The following is a 22,794-nucleotide window of genomic DNA, read 5'->3' as shown; positions in this document are numbered from 1 at the left end:
CGGCCATGAAAGACCAATAAAAACAATAAGATACGGTCTGACTGTTCATTCAAAACGACGATGACACCTGTGGCAGAGCACAGAACAATAACAATAAAGCCCTGAGAAGCCGCCCACCCCAGCGGCTTTTTTATTTTCTGCCTTTCATACTGTCTTGGGCCTTTCGGGATGAGACCTCATCAGCCATATTTTCAACGATTCCATTTTCGCAAGGGCACCTCATGTTACCTGAGTAACAGATGCTGTTACTCCGGCAGGTCAAAATGCGTAAGGAAAGGTAACACTTTCTCAGTAACACTCGCCCGAGAAAACACTAACTTATTGATTTATACAATATTTTTAAACATGGCACAATTCTGGCTAATACTTAAGTACTATGAAGCGACGCAGACAATAAAAATAAAACGCATCGCTGCACCGGAACCGGCCACTTCTAACAATAACAAAGGCCTGCAGGACCACCGGGGAAGAAAAGCGAATAATCAGTGTCATTCCACAGAACTGACTCCCGTAAGAACAACAACAAGAGTTACGGGACATCAGCCAGTGAAACAGAGATGACGCACCAGAATCCCGAAAAGCCGCTATCGCGGCTTTTTTATTGCCCGGCGTTCAGCCACACCCCTCATCCATACGCTATCTCTGCGCCATTCCAGGATCTGCTACCCAGGTCGAAGACCGACTGCGTCACACTGTTACGTTTCATGACGTTTGTTACCCAAGGGTTACACTTCACGTAATGTTTCGTAACACATTTTGAGATGTGTCTATTTTTATAGACACCTGTATTTTCTTAAGTGCTTGTTTTTACTAGATTTTCTAAAGTTGGCACGACCTTCGCTTTATTACTATCAGATGGCACGGCAACTGATAAAAATAACAAATGCTAAGCCTCACGAAAGACGGCACACCAATAACAATAATAAAGTGCCGGTAAGACCGCAGAGCCACTCATAACAATAACAAAGGCCTGCAGAGACAAAGGTTCTGAATGCGCAGTCTGTGCGCTGAAAACAAAAATAAAAAATGAGGCAGCGGAATGCCCATTCAGAACCTCTGTCGACAGACTGAGCAGTGTTACCGGCAACAATAACAACAACAGCCGGAACTCAAAGAAGCCGCTACTGCGGCTTTTTTATTGCCCGGCGTTCAGCCGCACCCCTCATCCATACGCTATCTCTGCGCCATTCCAGGATCTGCTACCCAGGTCGAAGACCGACTGCGTCACACTGTTACGTTTCATGACGTTTGTTACCCAAGGGTTACACTTCACGTAATGTTTCGTAACACATTTTGAGATGTGTCTATTTTTATAGACACCTGTATTTTCTTAAGTGCTTGTTTTTACTAGATTTTCTAAAGTTGGCACGACCTTCGCTTTATTACTATCAGATGGCACGGCAACTGATAAAAATAACAAATGCTAAGCCTCACGAAAGACGGCACACCAATAACAATAATAAAGTGCCGGTAAGACCGCAGAGCCACTCATAACAATAACAAAGGCCTGCAGAGACAAAGGTTCTGAATGCGCAGTCTGTGCGCTGAAAACAAAAATAAAAAATGAGGCAGCGGAATGCCCATTCAGAACCTCTGTCGACAGACTGAGCAGTGTTACCGGCAACAATAACAACAACAGCCGGAACCCAAAGAAGCCGCAACTGCGGCTTTTTGTTTATTTGGCGATCACTAAACGTTACACTCGCCAGCCAAAGCAAGCCAGAGATAAGCGTTACCTGTGACCCTCATTAACCGTGTGAAACGCCTCTTCGGACAGAAGCAGGAAGCCGAAGAAATCCCACTGAAAGTCATTCCCCGTGACGAGCACAGCATTTCCCGCAATAACATCAGCGAACCCGCGCTGAAGGTGCTGTATCGCTTACGTAAGGCAGGCTATGGAGCGTATCTGGTTGGTGGCGGCGTCAGGGACAACCTGCTCGGCCTGAACCCCAAAGATTTTGATGTGGCGACGGATGCCACTCCTGAGCAGGTGAATCAGTTGTTCCGCAACTCCCGCCTGATCGGTCGCCGCTTCAAGCTGGTTCACGTGGTGTTTGGCCGCGAAGTGATTGAAGTAGCCACGTTCCGGGCACCGCCCTCTGAGGATCATTCTGACAAAGTGTCACGTCAGGACGATCAGGGCATGATCCTGCGCGATAATGTTTACGGAAACAAAGACGAAGACGCCATGCGCCGTGACTTCACGGTTAACGCGCTGTACTACAACATTGATGATTTCAGCGTTCATGCCTATGCCGGTGGTTGGGAAGACATGCAGCTGAAACGCCTGCGTCTGATTGGTGACCCAGAGACCCGCTATCGCGAAGATCCGGTCCGTATGCTGCGGGCAATCCGTTTTGCGGTAAAGCTGGGATTCAGTATTGAACAACACACGGCCGCGCCGATCCGCGACATGGCTCCCCTGCTGGAGCAGATCCCCGCTGCACGCCTGTTTGAGGAAGTGCTGAAGCTGTTTCTGGCCGGCAATGCACTCGAGACGCTGCGTCTGCTGCGCGAATATCACCTCTTCGCTACCCTGTTCCCGGCGACAGAGCATTGCCTCCAGGACGATGACGCAGCAGTACGCCTGGTTGAGAACACCATGGCAAATACCGACGATCGCATCAAAGCGGGTAAGTCGGTAACACCTTACTTCTTCCTTGCTGCTCTGCTCTGGCCTCAGGTTGAACGCGTGCGCCGTGAATACGAAGAACAGGGCCTGCCACCACACCCAGCCATGCAGAAAGCGGCAGACCGGGTGCTGGCACAACAGATCAAGGCGACAGCGATTCCTAAGCGCTTCTCTATTCCTATGCGCGAAATCTGGGAAATGCAGTTACGTTTGCCGAAAACCCGCAGCAAGAAGATTGCTGAGTTTCTTGGGCATCCTCGCTTCCGCGCAGCATATGACTTCCTGCTGCTGCGTCATCAGTCGGGCGAAAACCTGGGTGAGCTGTGTGATTTCTGGACTCAGGCTCAGAAAGACATTACCCCAGAACCGGTCAAGTACGTGCCGGAAGACGACAGCGCGAACAAGAAACGCCGCCGTCCGCGCCGTCGCCGTAATCCGTCTTCCCGGCAGTAATTTCCCATGAGCCGGGCGTACATTGCTCTCGGGGCCAACCTGAATGGCCCTGAAGATCAGATTATTACCGCGCTGCGTGCCCTGCGCGCTCTTCCTGACACACAGCTGATCTGCTGGTCATCCCTGTACGGTAGTAAACCTCTGGGCCCGCTGGACCAGCCGGACTACCTGAATGCCGTCGCTGAGGTCACCACAACGCTGGTACCTCTCGACTTACTGGATGCCTTGCAACAACAGGAAAGAGACCAGGGACGCGAGAAGCTGCGCCACTGGGGAGAGCGTTGCATCGATCTGGATATCCTTCTTTATGGCGACCTGACGTACGCCGATGAACGCCTGACGATTCCTCATAAAGAAATGACGCGACGCAGTTTCGTCGTCCGCCCGTTACTTGAGATCGCCCCGGACCTGCAGCTCCCGGATGGCCAGAAGCTGGCTGACGCAGAGCCGGAATTTGACGGCGATCTGCACCAACTCCATCACCCCGTTATTGACTTATAACGCACAATCCGCACCATACGCCCAGACCCGAACCGGGTGTAAACGGAGAGAGATCATGAGCTCAATCAGTATCCGCACACTGCAGACCCTGAAAGATAAAGGTGAGAAGTTTTCTGTTCTTACCGCCTACGACGCGACCTTCGCTCAGCTAGCCGCTGACGCAGGTATTGAAGCACTGCTGGTCGGTGATTCCCTGGGTATGGTCCTGCAGGGCCGTGACTCCACCCTGCCTGTCACTCTCGAAGAGATGGTGTATCACACCGCAGCGGTAGCCCGTGGCAACGCCCGGGCAGCACGTCCGGCACTGATCATGACCGACCTGCCATTTATGACTTATGGTGATATCGAGACAGGTGTCGCCAGCGCCAGAGCCGTTATGCAGGCCGGCGCACATATGGTCAAAGTTGAAGGCGATGACTGGCTTGTACCTCTGGTCGAAAGCCTCTCGCGCCAGGGCGTCCCCGTATGTGCACACCTGGGCCTGACCCCACAGTCTGTCAATAAGTTCGGCGGCTACCGGGTACAGGGACGTGAAGAAGAGAAAGCCGACGCCATGGTGGCTCACGCGGTAGCACTGGCCGACGCCGGCGCTGACATCATTCTGCTGGAATGCGTGCCAAGCCCATTGGCAAAGCGCATTACCGAAGCCGTGACCGTGCCCGTCGTGGGGATCGGTGCGGGCGCAGATACCGACGCTCAGGTACTGGTCTGCTACGACATGCTGGGGCTGAACACCGGGCACATTCCGAAGTTCGTGAAAAACTACATGACTGACGGCCGTACCGTCCCTGAGGCTCTTAAGACCTACGCTGACGACGTCCGCGCAGGTACCTTCCCTGGGCCAGAACACGGATTCGACGCATGATTACCCTGCACACCATCGCCGAACTCCGCAGCCAGGTGAAGGCTGCCCGCATGGCAGGTAAGACCATCGGCTTTGTGCCGACCATGGGTAATCTCCATGCCGGTCATATCAGCCTGATCACCCGCGCCCGTGAAGAGTGCGATTTTGTTGTCAGCAGTGTGTTTGTGAATCCGCTGCAGTTCAACGACAAGAGCGATCTGCAGCGTTATCCACGCACCCTGCCCGAAGATCAGGCTCAGCTGGATGCTGCGGGCTGCGACCTGCTGTTTGCTCCGGACGTGGACGAAATGTACCCGAACGGTCAGGACGAACAGAGCATCGTTCACGTGCCCGTTGTCTCCGAAGGCCTGTGCGGCGGCAGTCGCCCGGGGCATTTTGATGGCGTTTCCACAGTAGTGACTAAACTCTTCAATCAGGTACTGCCGGATAAGGCCTTTTTCGGTGAAAAAGACTTCCAGCAGGTTGCTGTGATCCGCAAGATGGTCGATGACCTGTGCATGCCAGTTGAGGTCGTCACGGTTCCGACAGCGCGTGCAGAAGACGGGCTGGCACTGAGTTCACGCAATGGTTACCTGACCGCAGAAGAGCGGGCTCTGGCGCCGGGACTCTTTCAGACGCTGCGCGAAATTGCAGCCGAGCTGGAAGCAGGCTCAGGGCCAGACAGCGTGCTGGAGAACGCAACAGAGCGTCTTAATCAACGGGGTTTCCGGACCGATTACCTCGAAGTACGCTCAGCAGAGTCGCTGGCAGAAGCGGCTAGCGGTGATCGCAGGCTGGTCATTCTGGGGGCTGCGTTCCTCGGCAATGCGCGCCTTATTGATAATCTGGTCGTAACATTGAATCGCGGAATCGTTTAAGGCATACTTGCGCGCCTTACGCCTATAGGCCAAGAAATGAACAGTTCAGACAGCCGCGCGATTAACGGCGTCGAATTGTCCGAACAGAGAACTAAAGGGTTTACCCATGCAAACCATCATGCTGAAAGCCAAGCTGCATCAGGCACGTGTGACTCACTCTGTGCTGAATTACGAAGGCTCTTGTGCCATTGACGGCAAGCTCCTGGACCTCGCGGGTATGCGTGAGTTTGAACAAATCCAGATTTATAACATTGATAATGGTCAGCGTTTCACCACATACATCATCCGTGGCGAAGACGACTCCGGCATTATCTCTGTCAACGGCGCGGCAGCTCATCACGCTAGCGTTGGTGACCGCATCATCATCTGCGCATACGCGAACTACAGCGAAGAAGAACTGGCTGAGTTCAAACCAAAGATGGTGTACATGAATGCGGACAACACCGTCAGCCACACCAGCTTCGACATTCCTGTTCAGGTTGCCTGATCCGTCAGCGTCACCGAACAGCCAGGCCACCTCCGGGTGGCCTTTTTATTGCCCGGCATTCAGCCTTACAAAGCGAACGTTCGGCCATTGTGCGCCACCGCCTTTGCCCAGTATGCAGCCAGCCCGTATACTTCTGTCATTACCCTCCTGGAAAAATTTAAGGGAAACCAATGGCATACAACGGAAGCCTGACCCAGTCTGCGATCTGGAAAGATCTGGAAGTCCATTTCAGTAAACTGCGCGATGTGCACATGCGTGATCTTTTCTCTGAAGATCCCAACCGCTTTCATAATTTCCATCTTGAGGCAGCCGGCCTGAGCCTGGATTTTTCCAAGAACCGTATCACCGAAGAGACCATGTCGCTGCTGCTCAGCCTGGCACGCGAACAGGATCTGCCTGCCAAGATCGGCGCTATGTTCAATGGCGAAGCAATCAACCGCAGCGAAAACCGCCCGGCTCTGCATACGGCACTCCGTAACTTCGGCGACCGCGACATCATGGTCGATGGCGTCAACATCATGCCCGAGATTCGCGAAACCGTGCATCGGATGGAAGAATTCTGTTGGAAGATCCGCCGTAACCAATGGCGTGGCTACAACAACAAACCCTTTACCGACGTTGTCTCTATTGGTATCGGTGGTTCCTTCCTCGGGCCTAAGCTGGCATCCAGTGCGCTGAAGCCCTACTGGGACAGCCGCCTGAATATTCACTATCTGGCCAACATCGATGGATCTCACATCACCGAGATTCTTAAGCGTCTGGATCCGGCCACGACCCTCTTCATTATTCAGTCCAAGTCATTCGGTACTCAGGAAACCCTGAAGAACGCCATGGCCTGTCGTCAGTGGTTCCTGGACAACGGTGGCACCGAAAAAGACCTCAGCAAGCACTTTACCGCGGTATCGTCAAACGTTGAGAAAGCCACCGCGTTCGGCATTGCCGAAGAGAATATTTTCCCAATGTGGGACTGGGTCGGCGGGCGTTACTCGCTCTGGTCGGCGATTGGTCTGCCCCTCGCTCTGGCGATTGGTATTGATAACTTCCGCGACCTGCTGCGCGGAGCGTACGCCATGGACGAGCACTTCCGTACATCACCTCTGGAGCACAATATGCCGGTGATTATGGCGCTGCTGGGAGTCTGGTACGTGAACTTCTTTAACGTGAACTCGCACGCCATACTGCCTTACGACCACTACCTGCGGTCGCTGCCTGCCCACCTGCAGCAGCTCGATATGGAAAGTAACGGCAAGAGCGTCACCATTGATGGTAACCAGGTCGACTACAACACTGGCCCGGTCATCTGGGGCGGCGTAGGCACGAACGGTCAGCACGCGTTCCACCAGCTGCTGCATCAAGGCACACACTTTTCACCCTGTGACTTCATTATGCCAATGACGAGTCACAACCCGATCGATAACTTCCATGCCTTGCTGGTATCTAACTGTCTTTCGCAGAGCCAGGCATTGCTGCAAGGCAAGAGTGAGCAGGAAGCCGTCGACGAACTGGTGGCCTCAGGCATGAGTATCGGCGAAGCCACAGTGCTGGCACCTCAGAAGGTGATCGCCGGCAACCGCCCGTCGAATACCCTCTACTTCCCGAAATCGACACCTCAGGTGGTCGGCGCACTGATTGCTCTCTACGAGCACAAAGTCGCTGCTCAGGGAATGATCTGGGGTATTAACTCCTTTGATCAGTGGGGCGTCGAACTCGGGAAGAAACTGGGCAATAAAGTGCTTGGTGCACTCGAATCTCAGGACGTACCAGAAGGCTTTGACGGCTCAACCAACGGCCTGATTCAGGCGTTCCACTCGATGCAGAAGCTGCTCTGATTCTGTGGTCTCTGCCCGATATCCGTACCGGGCAGAGGCAGTTCAGTGCCTGACCTCAATCACCAGATGATCCGCAGCCAGATCATCCAGTCTGGCGCTGTATTCCGCTGTCGCTTCTTTACTCAGATTTGCGTCCCACTCGTCTAGCAACAGCACCGGCGGTAAGTTTGTACTCACATCAAGAATCCGATCCAGTCTGAATTTCGCTGCTTCTCCGGAAGACAGGCCCGCCTCTTCCGCGAAAATCTGCTCGCCAGCCGGAAGCAGTAAGCAATCCTGGAGGTTGGTCAGTCTGATTAATAAGGTGCTTTTTCCCGCGCCGTTACTGCCAGTAATCAGAACCCGACCACTCGCACATTGGCGGCTACTGACAAGATCACAAAGCTGTTGAGGTGTTATCCATAGATTGTGCGTAAGATTGTGAACCCGGAGATCCATCTCCCCTTCAATATTCAGAGGGACGAGCGTGCTGATAAAGCTGCGCAGGTTCGAGGCCTTCCGAGCTAAGAAAAAGCTCCTGCTGCTGACGAGGCTTAACTCGTGCACTATGCCAAAAAACTGCAGCACCCTCGGAAGCACTGCAATCATCTCGCCGGTATGTGTCAGTGCATTTGCCTGACCATGAACATAGACCATCACGCACACAACCGAGAGCACGACGGGTACTGTGGAAAGCGACTGCTCAAGAATGACATGCTTCAGCGAGGTCCTGCCAAACTCGCGAAAATTCTGCGACAGACGCCTCTCCTGCTCTGCGAACAACCCGGATGAGCCCGAAATCACTGAACTGCCCGTCACCGCCAGACTGAGACAGCCGTTCAGCCGTGTCCGATCCTGCTGCAACTGATTCGCCAGACGCCCGGTGTGCCGACGAAATATCACCACCAGCATCAATGAGAGAAACGACGCAATCGCAATCGCCGCAAGAAATTCAAAACCGAGCAGAAGAGAGAAAACCAGAAGGGTCAGCCCAATATTGAGAGCCGCCGACAGCAGATTTATCGCCGCCGGTACAACGTCGTGCAGTGTCACACCCGCTTCAGACATCAGCCATTGGCCGAGCTTCTCCCGATTGTGTCGGGTACTCAGAAGTCGACTGGCCCTGAACTCATCCAGAGTGCGAAGACAGTATTGCCGCCAGAGTCCAGCCTGCAGAGGTGCCTGAACCACCTCCGTCAGTGCACTGCTCAGGTAGGCAAGCACAGCAAAGGCGAAAAAACCTGACAGACAATGAATAGCGTCCTGTGCATCCCCAGCAGCGACTGAAGCGCCTGCCATACCCAGCAGATAAAGAGAGACCGCCATACCCGCCTGTCGCGCAACTACCAGCGTCACTGCCGCCATCGCCAGCCGTTTCATAAATCATCCCTGATGTTATTTCGATCATGCTAAATAACAATGATTATCAATACAATATTTCATCCACAAGGATGGATCACGCGATGCCTGCTTTCTTCCCACTCACCGGATAGCTAGTGATAGAATGCGGCCCTTTGAACACCCGGGCCATCCATCTTATGACAGCGCATTCCTCTTCCTTCCATGCCATCGAATGGCGGGGCCAGTCACTGCACCTGCTGGATCAGCGAGTGTTACCGCACACGCACACAGTGCACGACTACACCACCGCAGCGGCAGTAGCAGATGCTATCCGCGACATGGTGGTACGGGGCGCGCCAGCCATCGGAATTGCCGCAGCTTATGGTTATGCACTGGATGCCCTTAACGGTCGTGATCTGCAGGCCACCTACAAGGTGCTGGCGGAATCCCGCCCAACGGCCGTTAATCTGTTCTGGGCACTGGAGCGCATGGCGGGTCTGGGCACGGACGACCCACATGCTCTGGTCGCCGAAGCCAAGAAGATTCACGAAGAAGACATCGCCGCAAACCTGGCGATGGGTCAGTTCGGTGCGTCTCTGATTCATGAAGGCAGCCGTATCTATACCCACTGCAATACCGGCGCACTGGCCACCGGGGGCCACGGTACCGCACTGGGAATCATCCGCACCGCGTTTGCCGATGGTAAAGTCACACAGGTTTATGCTGGTGAAACCCGCCCATGGCTGCAAGGCGCGCGCCTGACCGCGTGGGAACTGATGCAGGATAATATTCCGGTGAAACTGGTGTGCGACGGTGCTGCAGCGCAGTTGTTCCGCGCCGGTGGTGCTGACTGGGTGATCGTCGGCGCCGACCGCATTACAGCCAACGGCGACGTTGCCAACAAGATTGGTACCTACAGCCTGGCCGTGCTGGCGAAACATCACGGAATGAAGGTCATGGTCGCCGCACCAACCACCACCTTTGACCTGACCCTCGATAACGGCGCAGCAATTCCGATTGAACAGCGCCCGATGTCAGAAGTAACGTCACTGAATGGTCAGCAGATTGCGCCGCAGGGCTGCGAAGCCATTAACCCATCGTTTGATGTCACCCCGGCAGAACTGATTGATGCCATCGTGACCGAAAAAGGGGTGGTGCTGGAACCAACGATCGAAAAAATCACCGCGATGGTAGAAGGGTAAACCGCCGATGAGCGCATACAGCAAAGTCGAATTTCAGCGCGCCGCTGAAGACCTGTGCCGCTATGGCCGTATCCTGTACGGTAACAACTGGTCTCCGGCGACCAGCTCTAACTATTCGGTGCGCCTGAATGAAAACGTCTGTGCCCTGACCAGCTCGGGCAAACACAAAGGCGAACTGACCCCGGCAGATATTCTCGCCGTCGATATGGAAGGCAACCCGCTGTCGCCGGGAAAACCCTCGGCTGAAACAGGACTGCATACCCAGTTGTATCGTCGCGACGGCGGCATTGGCGCGGTCCTCCATACCCACTCGCCCACGGTCGTATTACTGTCGCAGATCTGGCCTGAAGACAGCCTGAGCATGACTGGCTGGGAGCTTCAGAAAGCTTTCGCCGGTGAGACCACGCACGAAGGCACAGTGACCTTCCCGATCTTTCCTAATGATCAGGACATCGACCGCCTGTCAGCGCAGGTAGAAACGCACATGCAGCAACACGGTCAGGGCCATGCCTATCTGATCCGTGGCCACGGGGTATATACCTGGGGCAAAGACCTGACCGAGTGTTACCGCCACTTGGAGGCGATCGAACACCTGTTAGGCTACCAACTCGAATTATTAAAAATACGCCAACCGTGAGGCCATTATGAGCGTACTCCGCGTATACACAGACCACGACGTCACCAACCTGCTGTTCACCACCGACAGCAAAGAAAAAATGGCCGCTCACCTGGCTGAAGCCGGTGTACGTTACGAACAGTGGCAGACCGACGCTGAACTGGAGCCGGGTGCCTCTCAGGAAGATGTGATCGCCGCTTACCGCAAAGACATCGACCGTCTGATGCAGGAAGACGGCTACCAGACCGTGGACGTCGTCAGCCTCGCGGCCGATCACCCGCAGAAAGATGAATTCCGTCAGAAATTCCTCAGCGAGCACACCCACAGCGAAGACGAAGTACGCTTCTTTGTTGGCGGTCAGGGGCTGTTTACTCTGCATATCGGTGAAAAAGTCTACGAAGTGCTCTGCACTCAGGGCGACCTGATCAGCGTACCCGCGAACACGACCCACTGGTTTGATATGGGGCCTAACCCGAACTTTATCGCCATCCGCCTGTTCAACAACCCGGAAGGCTGGGTCGCGAACTTCACCGGCAGCGACATTGCTACCCGCTTTAACCGCCTAGAGAACTGAAGGTAAGTAAAATACTGATGCAGAACGTCAAACTGATACTGACCGACATCGAAGGCACCACCTCTTCCATTAGTTTTGTGAAAGATGTGCTGTTCCCCTACGCTGCAGAGCACCTGCCAGACTACGTGCGCGAGCACCTCGACGACGACATCGTGCAGAGCGCCCTGAAGCAGACCGCAGAACTGGCCGCTGCCGAAGGCAACGACATAGACCCGGCCGACGTCAGCCAGCTGATTGATCAGCTGCAGACCTGGATCGCAAAAGACAGCAAAGCGACACCGTTAAAAACGCTGCAGGGATTAATCTGGGAGGCGGGATACCAGAACGGGGACTACGCAGCACACATGTACCCTGACGCCACCCAACACCTTGAAAAATGGTACGACGAAGAGCTTCCGGTCTACGTATATTCATCAGGTTCAGTAAAAGCGCAGAAGCTGTTTTTTGGCTACTCACAGGACGGCGACCTCCTGTCACTGTTCAGCGGACACTTCGACACCCTGATGGGCCACAAACGCGAAGCTCAATCGTACCTGAACATCCTCGCCGAGCTACAGAAAACCCACGAAGGCCTGCAGGCCAGCGACGTCCTGTTTTTATCCGATATCAAAGAAGAACTGGACGCAGCCAAAGAAGCAGGAATGCAGACCTGCTGGGTTATCCGCGATACAGAATTACCGACGGATGCGGCGCATAAAGCCGTGTCTGATTTTGCGGATATCTGAGATCGCACTACCGGCTGAAGGTGCGCAGTGCGCACCCTACAGCCAGCAATGTAACGGTTAAGCACCAAAATCCCACGCAGTCTCGCCCCGCCGATAAATCGCCACTGCTGCTCGCTCAGACATATATTGAAAAAGCTCCTGCTCCCAGGACTCCTCACGGAATCTTCCTAACGTTCGATATATTTCGAACTCAAAAACGAGCGGTTGCTTATCATTAGCAAAGCGCCAGGTTTCGACAATCGCTTCCTTGCGGCGACGTAATAATTCAGGTGTTGGGATTTTATCCCGCTTCTCGTTATTCACCTTTCGTGCTGCAGGCAGGAGATTCCATAAATCATTATTTCGCCAGAGAGAAAACGGCAACGCATGATCGACATCCATCGAAGCAAGAGTAATCTTTTTATCCGTCCATACGCAGGTAAGGTTCGGATGCTCCTCATACATCTGACGGGCAATAGACTGCTCTCGCTTTAAGTCAACGTTCGGCAATAGGAACGGAAGAGCTATTCCTTTGTTTATCTCAGGACAATTCTTCCTTGCGAACTTTTCAGACAATTCTGCCCACCTGAGAATAATTGAGTCTCTGATCCAGTGACTGGATAAACAGAACTCCCGCCATAAATCAGACTCAATCATTACAAGTGATGCAGAGGCGTCATAGTGATACATGCCTCCACCCTCTGAGTAACGTACGGGGCCTGTAATGATCGCCTTGGTGAATGTCTTAAGAACTAGGTTTAATTGCGCTTTAATATCTTTCGAATAAGTTCCTTTCTTCCATGAAGCCAGTAGGATTGCATAGGCAGTTTCAGGGGTAATTTCCTCTCCATACGAGGCCAGCTCGATTAATTTTTTCAAACTTTCTCTGATTAAAAGACGCTTTTTTGAATACTCGAAGTCTGTCTGACTCTGCGGAATATGCACAGGAGCAGCAACGAGCGGCCAGTAATACGCTAACCAACACTCTGCCAGCGCTTCTATCGGCATTCCTACGTAACCATCGGCGAACCATGTTACGGCGTTCTCATCACGTTCTGCGATGTCACAGAAAGCCCGTAGCAGCGCGAGCTTGTAGGTAGCGACTTTTTTGTCGATTCTCAATACAGACTCGATACGATCCAGCGGCCGGTTTGCCTCACTGGATTTCTCGAATATCAGCGTATTCCAGGAATGTCCCGCCCTTCCCAGAGCATCGTCGTCAGTACTTAAACTAAGAAAAGTAAATCCGATCTGCTCGGCTATCAGGCGGATTCTTTGTGGATCAGTCGGAATAAACAATCGACCATTGGGATCTCTTAATTCTTCGTCGAGATCATTACGGTTTTCTGGAACTGACAGTAACAGGTGCCCGCCTACCCTCAGTAAGTTGCGGATATCAAGAAAGGCCTCGAGCTGCTGGCCTTGAGGAATGTGCATTAACACAGCGCTACAGAGAATACCGTCGTACTTTTTTTCTTCTTTATATCCGGGAAGAACTCCCGGCTTCAGACAATCACTCAGCTCTGGATGGTTCTGAATTGCCCGTTTTCTTAATTCGTCGACGGGCTCAATTCCGCAGGCCTTGTAGCCTGCTGCGATTAAGGCCCGCAGGTCACGCCCTGTGCCACATCCAATATCGAGTATTCTGCTGCCCAGCTGAGGAAAGGCTTGCGAGAAATACTTAGCGACGGGGCTATCAACAGCATCGTAACGCGCAAATACATCACTGACGTGATCGCTGTAAAACTTCCCGGTTTTCTCATCCATGGCCCTGTTACGACTCCTTCACAGCCTGACACAGACACTGTGCCCGACACTTTCATCCGGTGTCACAGTAATGCGATAAAAAAAAGCCCGGCATAGCCGGGCAAAAGACACCTGAGTCTCCCTCAGATAAGGTGTTGCGCATGAAAACGCAGATGATCTTCGATAAAGGTCGAGATAAAGAAATAACTGTGGTCATACCCCGGCTGGCGGCGCAGGGTCATTCTGTAGCCCGATTCCGTTGCTGCGTCGTCGAGGGTTTCGGGGCGCAGTTGCTCGGTGAGGAAGTTGTCCGCCAGGCCCTGATCGACAAGCAGTGGCAGCTGTTCGGTGGCCCGGCGGAGCAGCTCGCTTGAGTCATACGCCGCCCAGGCTTCCTGATCGTCGCCCAGGTAAAGACCAAGCGCTTTCTGCCCCCATGGGCAGTTCACTGGGTTACTGATGGGGCTGAATGCCGAAATACTGCGGTACTTGTCGGGGTTTTTCAGGCCAATCGTGATGGCACCATGCCCCCCCATCGAGTGCCCGCTGATGCTGCGCATGCCGTTCACAGAGAACTCTGCTTCGATCAACTCAGGCAGTTCGCTGACGATATAGTCGTACATGCGGTAGTGCTTCGACCACGGAGCCTGAGTCGCATTAAGATAAAAGCCTGCGCCAAGCCCAAAATCGTATGCACCATTTTCGTCATCAGGCACGTCTTCACCGCGTGGTGACGTGTCAGGCATCACCAACGCGATACCCAGTTCGGCCGCGATTCTCTGAGCCCCGGCTTTCTGGGTAAAATTTTCGTCGGTGCAGGTCAGCCCTGACAGCCAGTAAAGCACTGGTACCTTTTTCTTTTCTGCCTGCGGCGGAAGAAATATTCCGAAACGCATCTCGCAGTTCAGTACGGCCGAGGTGTGACTGTACTGAAGCTGACGTCCGTTAAAGCAAAGATATTCGCTGACTTTTTTCATCCCTGCACTCCGGATCAATAATGAATAACGCTACGGATGCTTTTACCTTCGTGCATCAGGTCGAAGGCTTCGTTAATTTTATCCAGCGCCATGGTGTGCGTAATAAAATCGCTCAGCTTAAATTCGCCAGCCAGGTAACGTTCAACATAATCAGGCAGCTCGGTACGGCCTTTCACACCACCAAAGGCGGTGCCACGCCATACACGACCAGTCACCAGCTGGAACGGACGAGTAGAAATTTCCTGGCCTGCACCCGCAACACCGATAATCACCGATTCGCCCCAGCCTTTGTGGCAGCATTCAAGTGCAGAACGCATCACATCGACGTTACCGATACACTCAAATGAGTAATCCACGCCGCCGTCGGTCAGTTCTACGATCACATCCTGAATCGGTTTATCGTAGTTTTTCGGGTTAATGCAATCTGTTGCGCCCAGCTGTTTCGCCAGATCGAATTTGCTTTCATTAATGTCGATAGCAATGATGCGGGAAGCTTTTGCCATGGTCGCACCGATCACGGCAGACAGACCAATGCCGCCCATGCCGAAGATTGCGACAGTCGCCCCTTCTTCTACCTTGGCGGTGTTCATAACTGCGCCCATTCCGGTCGTGACACCACAACCCAGCAGACACACTTCTTCAAGCGGTGCCGTCGGGTTCACTTTTGCCAGTGAGATTTCAGGCAGCACGGTGTACTCAGCGAAGGTCGAGCAACCCATGTAATGGAAGATCGGTTTGCCGTTCTGAGAGAAGCGTGAGGTGCCGTCCGGCATCAGGCCTTTCCCCTGAGTCGCACGTACCGCCTGACACAGGTTGGTTTTGCCGGATTTACAGAATTTGCACTCGCGGCATTCTGCGGTGTACAGCGGAATCACATGATCGCCCGGCTTCAGGCTGGTTACGCCTTCGCCAACCGATTCAACAATGCCACCGCCTTCGTGACCCAGAATCGCCGGGAAGATACCCTCAGGGTCTTCACCAGACAGAGTGAATGCATCGGTATGGCACACACCGGTCGCCACAATCTTAACCCTGACCTCGCCAGCCTTCGGGGGGGCTACCTGAACCTCTTCAACAGACAGGGGCTCTCCAGCTTTCCAGGCAATAGCCGCGCGGCAGGTGATTGTTTCAGACATGGTGTACTTCTCCGTTATGTGTTTTCAGCTTCCGATTGTAGTTCGTTACCAGATATGGATAATCCGGGTTTTTATAAAATCACTTTTACACACAGGTAATAATGATTCAACAGTGGCAGGGCGTCAGTGAGTTCCTGGCGGTGGCCGACAGCGGCAATTTCACACGCGCTGCTGAAGACCTCGGAATATCCACAGCACAGGTCAGCCGACAGATACGTATGCTGGAAAAACGCCTGGGCATTGATCTGTTTTATCGCACGACCCGTCGTGTCAGTCTGACGGAGGCGGGTCAGATTTACTATCAGTCCTGCCGCCCCTTACTGGATGCCCTGAGCAACGCAGAAAGAGCGGTAAATCAGCTGCAGAGTGTGCCTCAGGGACTGATCCGGATAACCGCACCCGTGACCTACGGAGAGCGCCATCTGGCTCCCCTTCTGAATCAGTTTCTCACCCTGTACCCCGAGATCAGTCTCTACTGCGAACTCACGAATAAGACACTCGATATCATTGCGGGAAATTACGACCTGGCCGTCAGGCTGGGACGCATTGAGAGTCAGGATCTGGTCGCCAGACGTCTGGGCAACCGCCGTCTGTTCACCTGCGCATCACCGGACTATCTGCGACGCCACGGCAAACCCGAAACACCCGACGCGCTGCATTCTCATACCTGTATGCCTGGAACTCTGGATTACTGGCGATTTCATGATGCCGGTGGCGAACGCATGATGAAGGTCGATGGCCGCCTGCGCTGTAACAGTGGCGATGCTCTGCTCGATGCGGCACGACGCGGACTGGGCATTATTCAGCTGCCGGATTACTACGTTGAACCCGCACTTCAGAGTGGCGAACTTGTGGAAGTACTGGAAAAGTTTGCCCCGCCTGATGATGGTATCTGGGCGTTGTATCCACCCGGGCGACAGCTGTCGTTGAAGGTCAGTATGCTGCTGGATTATCTGTCAGAACATCTGAATCCGGAATAAGCCCCGGACTGGCCGGGGCTTATGTGAGTAGGAATTAGCGGCTGATCAGTGCCAGCTCTGTATCCTCGGTGAGAATCGACCACCAGATGTTGTCGTCCGCGTCATAACCCAACACAGCACTACCTTCGCACGCTGCACTTCGGGCTGGCGGACTGGTGATATAGCTTTCGAGCCAGATGCCTTCAATAATGCAGCCAGTATCTGCCAATGGCTGCCAGCTATCGCCGGCACGACGGGCCAGTATCACGCCGTCTCCTGTGACATTTTCAGAAGCCGTGAAGGCGACGGCATAGGGATCAGCCACTGCGTCTGAAATATCCCACGAGCCAGTTGCGCTGGCCGGCAGAACAACGGCTGGCTTCGCCATATCATCACCATCGCCGTCTTTCACCGTCAGTCCGGTATCTGCCTGCATATCTTTAGGTTCACCGTAATCTCCCTGATACACGCCTGTCTGATTCTGAGTGCCCGATACAATCAGAATGTCAGATACCGTAGTTTCCGTCGCTGGCGTCCAACTGAGAGTAACGTGCTCTTTCAGATCGACCGTGACTTCAGGAATGACCAGTTCGCCGGCCTCGCCGTCTGGAATCACCCGTACTCCAGAATTCAGATTCGGAGTCCAGCTTTCGTGGTACTGGTACAACCACTGATAGGCAAGGCGGGTCAGGTCTGTCAGGGTTTCTGCACGGCTGAACCCTGGGGTATAGCCCATATCGCGAGTACGGCTGTCGGTACGGTTAAACGTATCGTTACTTCCACCGACCAGACGCGCCATAGAACCATCGTCAGCCAGACAGTAATCCGTCAGGTACTCTGGCTGAAAGACCATAACTGCCCGCGTACCTTCAGGAATATTGTTAGGATAAATCACGGTTTCACAGCGATTAATTGTGCGACTGAATTTATCCATCAGGTGCCAGTCTGCATCAAAATCCTGATCACTGTTGTTATTCTGAGCGGTATGCTCTGCGTAGTAAGAGGCGTAATCCACCCGATCATTATCAAACCGCAACCAGCTGGAATTCACATCAAAGTGATCAGATCCCCCGCTCATGGTCGCGTTTTTCTGAGCGACGATCATCTGCACCAGTTCACGCTCACCATAACGGAATTCATACCCCTTATAAGAGGCATTACCGGACAGAATCTGGGTATAGACGTTCATACGGTAGTTTCCGCCTTCGGGTGTTGAACCTGATGGGAAAGACGTCTGAGCGGTATCACGCGCAATAAGAGATCGCTGGTACTGGTGCTCGTGCCCCTGTACATAAATGACATCATGCTCTGCAAAAAATGCGCGAATTTCATCCGCAACGCTGTACACCCAGTCGTCATCTTTTGTGCCTTCAACAATCTGCTCACGAGTCTGACCATACTTGGCGCCAATCAGACCATCGTGACTCGCAACCACAATGTGATCTACGTCAGCGCGGTGCGTTGCGACAACGTCTTCTATCCAATTAATTGCCAGAGGAAGGTTGTAGTATGCAAGGCCGATCATCAGAACGTTTTCACGGATAACGTAATAATTTATCCACTCGTAGCCCGGCATATGCACTGCATCTTCAGGAATAAATTCCCGCATCGCGTTTATCCAACCCGTGGTATATGAATAATTCAGCTCGTGATTACCCATTACCGGGAGAAACTCCATACCCTGCTCTTTGTATGGGCGAGCAACGCTGGTCCACTCTTCCCATTCCACAGCAGAACCTTTATCGGTCAGATCGCCAACCGGGATGACCAGATTCACACCAGCGGCTAACTGGTGCTTCAGAACCTCATCCATTGGGTGTATGGCAACATGCGCCTGTCCGGTAGCATCTGAGCCACCCTGGGTGTCCGGCAAAACCCCAAGTGTAAAGACAGAGTGGCGACTGTCGTCATCACCCGGTGATGCCTCATTCTGAGGTGTTTCCACCACAGGCAGCTCTGTAGCGACATCATCTGAATCGGAGTTATTGCTGTCTCCACCACACGCCGTCAGCGTAACTGCCGCAGCGAGCAACGTAAGCTGCGCTATTAATTTCGTATTGTTCATTGTTCGTCCCCCATTTTTGGAGCGCTCAGTAAGGAGACGGGACGTGTCCGTTCTGTGACAGCTATGCTGGCACCATGGCGTTGCTGTCCAATACGGCCAACGGAGTTCAATGAAATTATCCGCATACAATACGCTGAAACTGCTGGGACAGGCTGTTGCTGTCATATCACTGACATACAAGGGGCGTACCCCGCGCGTATCACAACGCCGATGACAGCTACTGCCTACCATTCTCTTCCAGAACGCATTTCAGAATCTCACATCCCGAACAGCCGGCTCACTATGGTGATCTGCGAGGGTTCCGTGCGTCCCACACTTCTATACAAAAATAAATACGAATACATCTTAATTGCATTAAAATGCAGCAATTCTGTCATATTGCAGCCACAGAGCTATGCCGAGATTTCAACCTCTTCACATTCTGGTCTTACTGTTCACGCTTCTGACTCCGGCGCTGTTCTGGCTGAGCCAGAGCCAGAGCGCCAGTACGGTCTATCTGAAAGAAGCGTCCTTCACGAACAACGCAAAAGAAGACTGGCTGGATCTCTACAACCCGACACTGAACAGCATCAGTATGAAGGGCTATTTTCTGTCCGATAATCTTGATGATCCTACTAAGTGGCAGTTCACCAGCGACTGGGTGATCGGCTCACATCAGACGCTCAGGGTGTATGGAAAAGCATCCGATTCAGCGCCCTATGGCAGTGCCAGGCTGAATTTTAATCTGGGGAACGGTGAAACCCTGGTGCTGACGGCGCGCGACGGTAAATCACAGATCGACAGGATGACCCTGCTCGCACCGCCAAATTACGAAGGCTCCTTCACTATGGGCCGCCCGGGCAATGACCTGAGTATCACTGAAGTTTTCTACCAGGAAACATCCGGGACAGGACGCTGATATGAAGGCCCTCAGAACGCAGGCCCTGTCGGTCAAACGTCACGAAGTAAAGTTCTTTATCAGTCATGCAGATTACGAATACGCACGCGCCCTGCTGAGTGAGCTGATGGAGCGCGATCCGAATCAGAAAAGTGAACGCGGTTATTTTATCCGCAGCCTCTACTTTGACGACATTCTGAATACCTCGGTCGAAGACAAGCTTGATGGTATCGAAGAGCGCGATAAATACCGGATCCGCGTCTATTCACCCGATCAGAACTGGGCAAAGCTCGAACGCAAACGGAAACATAATCAGTTTGTGGATAAAAGTTCGGTAACGATTTCCCGCGAGCAGGCCTATCAGATGATTGAGGGCGATTACGACTGGTTACTGGACATAGATTCCAACAGTGCTCGCTCTATCTTTTTTGATCTCAAGCGCCGCTATTTCCGCCCTACCGCGATGATCGATTATGACCGTGAAGTGTATCTCATGGACTACAACGACATCCGGGTGACGTTCGATATGAATCTCCGGATCAGCACAGAGGAAACCGATCTGTTCTGCGACTCACTGGAAATGGAGCAGATTCAACGGGGTGACACCATCATTATGGAAGTGAAATTCAATCACTGTCTCCCTGGGTGGTTTCCACAGATTTTCCGTCTCAACGGGACGACCGCTCAGGCAATCAGTAAATATTGCCTTGGGCGTATGCACATGCGCGAGTTTTACAGCGCTTAATTCATCGACCACGACTGATTATTATGACCCCCACTGATCTCAGTTCTCTGTTTAATTCAAGCCAGCTGATGCTGGATTCAACCCTTGGATCATTACAGATATTTATTTCGTTATCTGCCACGTTTGTAATGGCGATGTTTATATATTGGGTATACCGGCAGACTTACAACGGCGTTCTTTATTCCAAGAATTTTAATATCACACTGGTCATGGTTGCGATTGCGATCAACGCGATCGTGATCGGTATCAGTGGCAATCTGATGCTGTCATTAGGGATGATCGGTGCGCTTTCTATTATCCGTTTCCGGACGGCTGTGAAAGACCCGCGGGATACTGCATTTATTTTCTGGTCAATTACCGTCGGCATTGCCAACGGCGTGGAGTATTACCAGCTTTCTATCATCGCCAGCCTGTTTATTTCCGTCGTTCTCTGGGGCCTGTCACGGTCTGTCAGTTTCGAGCCCTCGTATATGCTGATCCTCAAATACAGTGAGAGTCGCCAGTGGGCAGATATCAAAGCTCATCTGGAAAACAAATCCCGTGTTCAGAGTTACTTTATCCGCTCAGATACGATCAAAAATAATCAGGGCGGAAAACTGATTGAGAAAGTCATTGAAGTCAGATTAAAAGCCGATCAACACGAGCCACTGCTCGATGAATTACGTTCCTGCACGGGTGTGACACCTGCACTTTATTATCTAGCCACGGAGAGTTCGCAGAATGAGTACCTTTTCACGATTCAGCTACAGCGCTTTATTTACCGGCCTGGCGATCGCCTCCGGCGCATCGCACGCCGCAACACAGACCATTAATCTCGCTCAGCCCGAAGCGGTTAACGGCGCGGTGTCAGTTGACGAAAACAGCATTACCATTGCAAAGGGAGGCGACTACCGCCTCTCGGGAGACAGCGCCGGACGTTCTCTGATCGTCAATGCGGGCGATGAAGAAGTCACACTGATTCTCGATGGTGCCCGCGTCATCAGTCATCAGAGCGCCGCGCTGTATATTCAGAAATCCGGGGATGTCACTGTCCGTCTTGCGGAGAAGTCTGACAACCTGATTTCTGATAGTGATGGCAGTGTGAGTAACGACGAGCCACAGGGCGCTTTGTTCTCCCGCGCAGACCTTCGGATTGAAGGCGGCACTGGTGCCTCTCTTACAGTGAAGGGTCTGCGGGAAGATGCCGTTGTGGGTAAAGATGATCTCGACCTGCGCGATGTCACTCTGGTTGTTGATGCCAAAGACGAAGGCATCCGGGGTAAAGACAGTGTCGACATCCGTCGCTCAAACGTACAGATTGTCGCCGGTGGTGATGCGATTAAATCGGATAACCTTGAGCGTGAAGACAAAGGATTCGTGAATCTCGAAGACAGCGATATCACCATCAGTGCCGGAGACGACGGCATCATGGGGGCGAATAAGGTCGACATTGCGGGCGGAAACCTGAAAATCACCCAGTCGTATGAAGCCATCGAGAGCCGTTATATCACGATCCACAGTGGCAACATCGAAGTAAATGCAAAGGATGACGGCCTCAATGTCACGCTGAAGAAAACAGCAGAGCAGAAAGCAGCCGCGGAAGAAGAACGCGGCGGTCGCGGGCACGGAAAAGCCATCGATGGCCTGCTGAGTATCCGCGGCGGCTACACCATTGTTCATTCAGGCGGTGACGGATTCGACTCCAACGGTCACGCCGAAATGTCCGGTGGCACACTCATCGTCAACGGGCCACTCAGCCAGCGTGATGGTTATATCGATGTCGACGGCACCTTCAACCTGACAGGTGGTACGCTGATCGCCCATGGCAGCAGCGGCATGGCACAGACACCGTCAGACACCTCAACCCAACCGATCATTCAGGTCAACCTGGACAGCCCTCTGTCCACAGGCGATCACTTCACCATCAGAGATGCACAAGGTGAACTTCTTCTGGATTACGTTGCGCCTCGTGATTTCCAGTCGCTGACGTATTCTTCTGCGCTGCTGAAAAAAGACGGTAGTTATACCGTCAGCGTAGGCGGAAAAGAAATCGCTCAACTGACACTGGAATCTGAGATCACACGTCATGGTAAAGCCGGACGTGGCCCTCGTGCTGAACGTTCATGGTGGCAGTTCCGCAGTGACGACGACCGTCCACCACGCGGCCCGCGCCCTGAGTAACTCCTGTGCCTGAGGAGCCCGCCGCCGGGCTCCGGCTTCCTGTCTGTTCAACAGGCGGATATTCCTGCTAAATTAGCGGTCTTACCCGC

The 22,794-nt window shown here is 53.0% G+C and carries 20 protein-coding genes; 15 read left to right on the top strand and 5 right to left on the bottom strand.

Annotation, left to right across the window (positions count from 1 at the left end; translation table 11 throughout):
- Positions 1-1,738 precede the first annotated feature (1,738 nt).
- The 6 genes from pcnB (at position 1,739) to pgi (ending at position 7,624) form a co-directional block, all read left to right on the top strand.
- Positions 1,739-3,085, top strand: a complete 1,347-nt coding sequence (gene pcnB / locus Q1L85_RS14550) for a polynucleotide adenylyltransferase PcnB (RefSeq protein WP_300424353.1) — start codon at positions 1,739-1,741, stop codon at positions 3,083-3,085.
- Between the two features lie 6 nt (positions 3,086-3,091).
- Entirely contained in the window at positions 3,092-3,586 is a 495-nt protein-coding gene (gene folK / locus Q1L85_RS14545) for a 2-amino-4-hydroxy-6-hydroxymethyldihydropteridine diphosphokinase (RefSeq protein WP_300424354.1), read from the top strand.
- 55 nt (positions 3,587-3,641) lie between these two features.
- The gene (panB, locus tag Q1L85_RS14540) at positions 3,642-4,451 is read left to right on the top strand and encodes a 3-methyl-2-oxobutanoate hydroxymethyltransferase (protein ID WP_300433469.1); all 810 of its coding nucleotides are present in this window, start codon (positions 3,642-3,644) and stop codon (positions 4,449-4,451) included.
- A complete protein-coding gene (panC, locus tag Q1L85_RS14535) occupies positions 4,448-5,308 on the top strand; it encodes a pantoate--beta-alanine ligase (RefSeq protein WP_300433468.1) in 861 nt (286 codons plus the stop codon). Before panB ends, panC begins: the two co-directional genes overlap by 4 nt.
- Before the next feature lie 106 nt (positions 5,309-5,414).
- Positions 5,415-5,795, top strand: a complete 381-nt coding sequence (gene panD, locus Q1L85_RS14530; RefSeq protein ID WP_300433467.1) for an aspartate 1-decarboxylase — start codon at positions 5,415-5,417, stop codon at positions 5,793-5,795.
- A 170-nt stretch (positions 5,796-5,965) separates the two neighbouring features.
- A complete protein-coding gene (gene pgi / locus Q1L85_RS14525) occupies positions 5,966-7,624 on the top strand; it encodes a glucose-6-phosphate isomerase (protein WP_300433465.1) in 1,659 nt (552 codons plus the stop codon).
- A 42-nt stretch (positions 7,625-7,666) separates the two neighbouring features.
- Here the strand turns inward: pgi and Q1L85_RS14520 are convergent, their stop codons facing one another.
- Complete coding sequence (locus tag Q1L85_RS14520; protein ID WP_300426013.1) at positions 7,667-8,983, bottom strand: ABC transporter ATP-binding protein; 1,317 nt, start codon at positions 8,981-8,983, stop codon at positions 7,667-7,669.
- A 158-nt stretch (positions 8,984-9,141) separates the two neighbouring features.
- Between Q1L85_RS14520 and mtnA the strand changes: the two genes are divergently transcribed.
- Genes mtnA through mtnC form a run of 4 tightly spaced genes read left to right on the top strand, consistent with a single transcriptional unit; the run spans position 9,142 to position 12,061 of the window.
- Positions 9,142-10,146 (top strand): S-methyl-5-thioribose-1-phosphate isomerase, encoded by a 1,005-nt coding sequence (gene mtnA / locus Q1L85_RS14515; protein ID WP_300426012.1) that lies wholly within the window; start codon positions 9,142-9,144, stop codon positions 10,144-10,146.
- A 7-nt stretch (positions 10,147-10,153) separates the two neighbouring features.
- Entirely contained in the window at positions 10,154-10,783 is a 630-nt protein-coding gene (locus tag Q1L85_RS14510) for a methylthioribulose 1-phosphate dehydratase (protein WP_300426011.1), read from the top strand.
- A 7-nt stretch (positions 10,784-10,790) separates the two neighbouring features.
- Positions 10,791-11,336, top strand: a complete 546-nt coding sequence (locus Q1L85_RS14505; protein WP_300426009.1) for an acireductone dioxygenase — start codon at positions 10,791-10,793, stop codon at positions 11,334-11,336.
- Positions 11,337-11,353: 17 nt separating this feature from the next.
- A complete protein-coding gene (gene mtnC, locus Q1L85_RS14500) occupies positions 11,354-12,061 on the top strand; it encodes an acireductone synthase (RefSeq protein ID WP_300426008.1) in 708 nt (235 codons plus the stop codon).
- 57 nt (positions 12,062-12,118) lie between these two features.
- Here mtnC and Q1L85_RS14495 read toward each other — a convergent pair whose 3' ends face one another.
- The 3 genes from Q1L85_RS14495 to Q1L85_RS14485 form a co-directional block, all read right to left on the bottom strand.
- Positions 12,119-13,807, bottom strand: coding sequence for a methyltransferase domain-containing protein (locus Q1L85_RS14495; protein WP_300426007.1), 1,689 nt, complete (start codon positions 13,805-13,807; stop codon positions 12,119-12,121).
- Positions 13,808-13,929: 122 nt separating this feature from the next.
- Positions 13,930-14,763: an S-formylglutathione hydrolase gene (gene fghA / locus Q1L85_RS14490; protein WP_300426006.1), complete on the bottom strand. Its 834-nt coding sequence runs from the start codon at positions 14,761-14,763 to the stop codon at positions 13,930-13,932.
- A 14-nt stretch (positions 14,764-14,777) separates the two neighbouring features.
- The gene (locus Q1L85_RS14485) at positions 14,778-15,899 is read right to left on the bottom strand and encodes an S-(hydroxymethyl)glutathione dehydrogenase/class III alcohol dehydrogenase (RefSeq protein WP_300426005.1); all 1,122 of its coding nucleotides are present in this window, start codon (positions 15,897-15,899) and stop codon (positions 14,778-14,780) included.
- Between the two features lie 101 nt (positions 15,900-16,000).
- Here Q1L85_RS14485 and Q1L85_RS14480 point away from each other — a divergent pair, with 101 nt between their 5' ends.
- A complete protein-coding gene (locus tag Q1L85_RS14480) occupies positions 16,001-16,879 on the top strand; it encodes a LysR family transcriptional regulator (protein ID WP_300426004.1) in 879 nt (292 codons plus the stop codon).
- Between the two features lie 34 nt (positions 16,880-16,913).
- On the opposite strand, the gene Q1L85_RS14475 is transcribed toward Q1L85_RS14480, so the two are convergent.
- Positions 16,914-18,923, bottom strand: coding sequence for a metallophosphoesterase (locus tag Q1L85_RS14475; protein WP_300426003.1), 2,010 nt, complete (start codon positions 18,921-18,923; stop codon positions 16,914-16,916).
- Between the two features lie 394 nt (positions 18,924-19,317).
- Between Q1L85_RS14475 and Q1L85_RS14470 the strand changes: the two genes are divergently transcribed.
- The 4 genes from Q1L85_RS14470 to Q1L85_RS14455 are packed head-to-tail and all read left to right on the top strand — an operon-like array spanning position 19,318 to position 22,705.
- The gene (locus Q1L85_RS14470) at positions 19,318-19,821 is read left to right on the top strand and encodes a lamin tail domain-containing protein (protein WP_300426001.1); all 504 of its coding nucleotides are present in this window, start codon (positions 19,318-19,320) and stop codon (positions 19,819-19,821) included.
- 1 nt (position 19,822) lies between these two features.
- Entirely contained in the window at positions 19,823-20,545 is a 723-nt protein-coding gene (locus Q1L85_RS14465) for a polyphosphate polymerase domain-containing protein (protein WP_300426000.1), read from the top strand.
- Positions 20,546-20,568: 23 nt separating this feature from the next.
- Positions 20,569-21,357 carry a DUF4956 domain-containing protein gene (locus Q1L85_RS14460; RefSeq protein ID WP_300425999.1) on the top strand — a complete coding sequence of 263 codons (789 nt, stop codon included), beginning with the start codon at positions 20,569-20,571 and terminating at the stop codon, positions 21,355-21,357.
- Complete coding sequence (locus Q1L85_RS14455) at positions 21,266-22,705, top strand: carbohydrate-binding domain-containing protein (protein WP_300425998.1); 1,440 nt, start codon at positions 21,266-21,268, stop codon at positions 22,703-22,705. Before Q1L85_RS14460 ends, Q1L85_RS14455 begins: the two co-directional genes overlap by 92 nt.
- Positions 22,706-22,794 lie beyond the last annotated feature (89 nt).

Source organism: uncultured Thalassolituus sp., assembly GCF_950066645.1.
Classification (GTDB): Bacteria; Pseudomonadota; Gammaproteobacteria; order Pseudomonadales; family Oceanobacteraceae; genus Thalassolituus.
The sequence above is the reverse complement of the archived record's forward strand: the minus strand, read 5'-3'. Positions and strand labels throughout refer to the sequence as shown.

What these genes read in the sequence shown, in the direction of transcription:
- Q1L85_RS14485 (WP_300426005.1), bottom strand. Translation starts at nt 15,899, where the DNA reads ATGTCTGAAACAATCACCTGCCGCGCGGCTATTGCCTGGAAAGCTGGA.
- Q1L85_RS14495 (WP_300426007.1), bottom strand. Translation starts at nt 13,807, where the DNA reads ATGGATGAGAAAACCGGGAAGTTTTACAGCGATCACGTCAGTGATGTA.
- panD (WP_300433467.1), top strand. Translation starts at nt 5,415, where the DNA reads ATGCAAACCATCATGCTGAAAGCCAAGCTGCATCAGGCACGTGTGACT.
- Q1L85_RS14465 (WP_300426000.1), top strand. Translation starts at nt 19,823, where the DNA reads ATGAAGGCCCTCAGAACGCAGGCCCTGTCGGTCAAACGTCACGAAGTA.
- Q1L85_RS14460 (WP_300425999.1), top strand. Translation starts at nt 20,569, where the DNA reads ATGACCCCCACTGATCTCAGTTCTCTGTTTAATTCAAGCCAGCTGATG.
- panC (WP_300433468.1), top strand. Translation starts at nt 4,448, where the DNA reads ATGATTACCCTGCACACCATCGCCGAACTCCGCAGCCAGGTGAAGGCT.
- mtnC (WP_300426008.1), top strand. Translation starts at nt 11,354, where the DNA reads ATGCAGAACGTCAAACTGATACTGACCGACATCGAAGGCACCACCTCT.
- fghA (WP_300426006.1), bottom strand. Translation starts at nt 14,763, where the DNA reads ATGAAAAAAGTCAGCGAATATCTTTGCTTTAACGGACGTCAGCTTCAG.
- Q1L85_RS14480 (WP_300426004.1), top strand. Translation starts at nt 16,001, where the DNA reads ATGATTCAACAGTGGCAGGGCGTCAGTGAGTTCCTGGCGGTGGCCGAC.
- Q1L85_RS14455 (WP_300425998.1), top strand. Translation starts at nt 21,266, where the DNA reads ATGAGTACCTTTTCACGATTCAGCTACAGCGCTTTATTTACCGGCCTG.
- Q1L85_RS14510 (WP_300426011.1), top strand. Translation starts at nt 10,154, where the DNA reads ATGAGCGCATACAGCAAAGTCGAATTTCAGCGCGCCGCTGAAGACCTG.
- Q1L85_RS14470 (WP_300426001.1), top strand. Translation starts at nt 19,318, where the DNA reads ATGCCGAGATTTCAACCTCTTCACATTCTGGTCTTACTGTTCACGCTT.
- Q1L85_RS14520 (WP_300426013.1), bottom strand. Translation starts at nt 8,983, where the DNA reads ATGAAACGGCTGGCGATGGCGGCAGTGACGCTGGTAGTTGCGCGACAG.
- panB (WP_300433469.1), top strand. Translation starts at nt 3,642, where the DNA reads ATGAGCTCAATCAGTATCCGCACACTGCAGACCCTGAAAGATAAAGGT.
- pgi (WP_300433465.1), top strand. Translation starts at nt 5,966, where the DNA reads ATGGCATACAACGGAAGCCTGACCCAGTCTGCGATCTGGAAAGATCTG.
- Q1L85_RS14475 (WP_300426003.1), bottom strand. Translation starts at nt 18,923, where the DNA reads ATGAACAATACGAAATTAATAGCGCAGCTTACGTTGCTCGCTGCGGCA.
- mtnA (WP_300426012.1), top strand. Translation starts at nt 9,142, where the DNA reads ATGACAGCGCATTCCTCTTCCTTCCATGCCATCGAATGGCGGGGCCAG.
- Q1L85_RS14505 (WP_300426009.1), top strand. Translation starts at nt 10,791, where the DNA reads ATGAGCGTACTCCGCGTATACACAGACCACGACGTCACCAACCTGCTG.
- folK (WP_300424354.1), top strand. Translation starts at nt 3,092, where the DNA reads ATGAGCCGGGCGTACATTGCTCTCGGGGCCAACCTGAATGGCCCTGAA.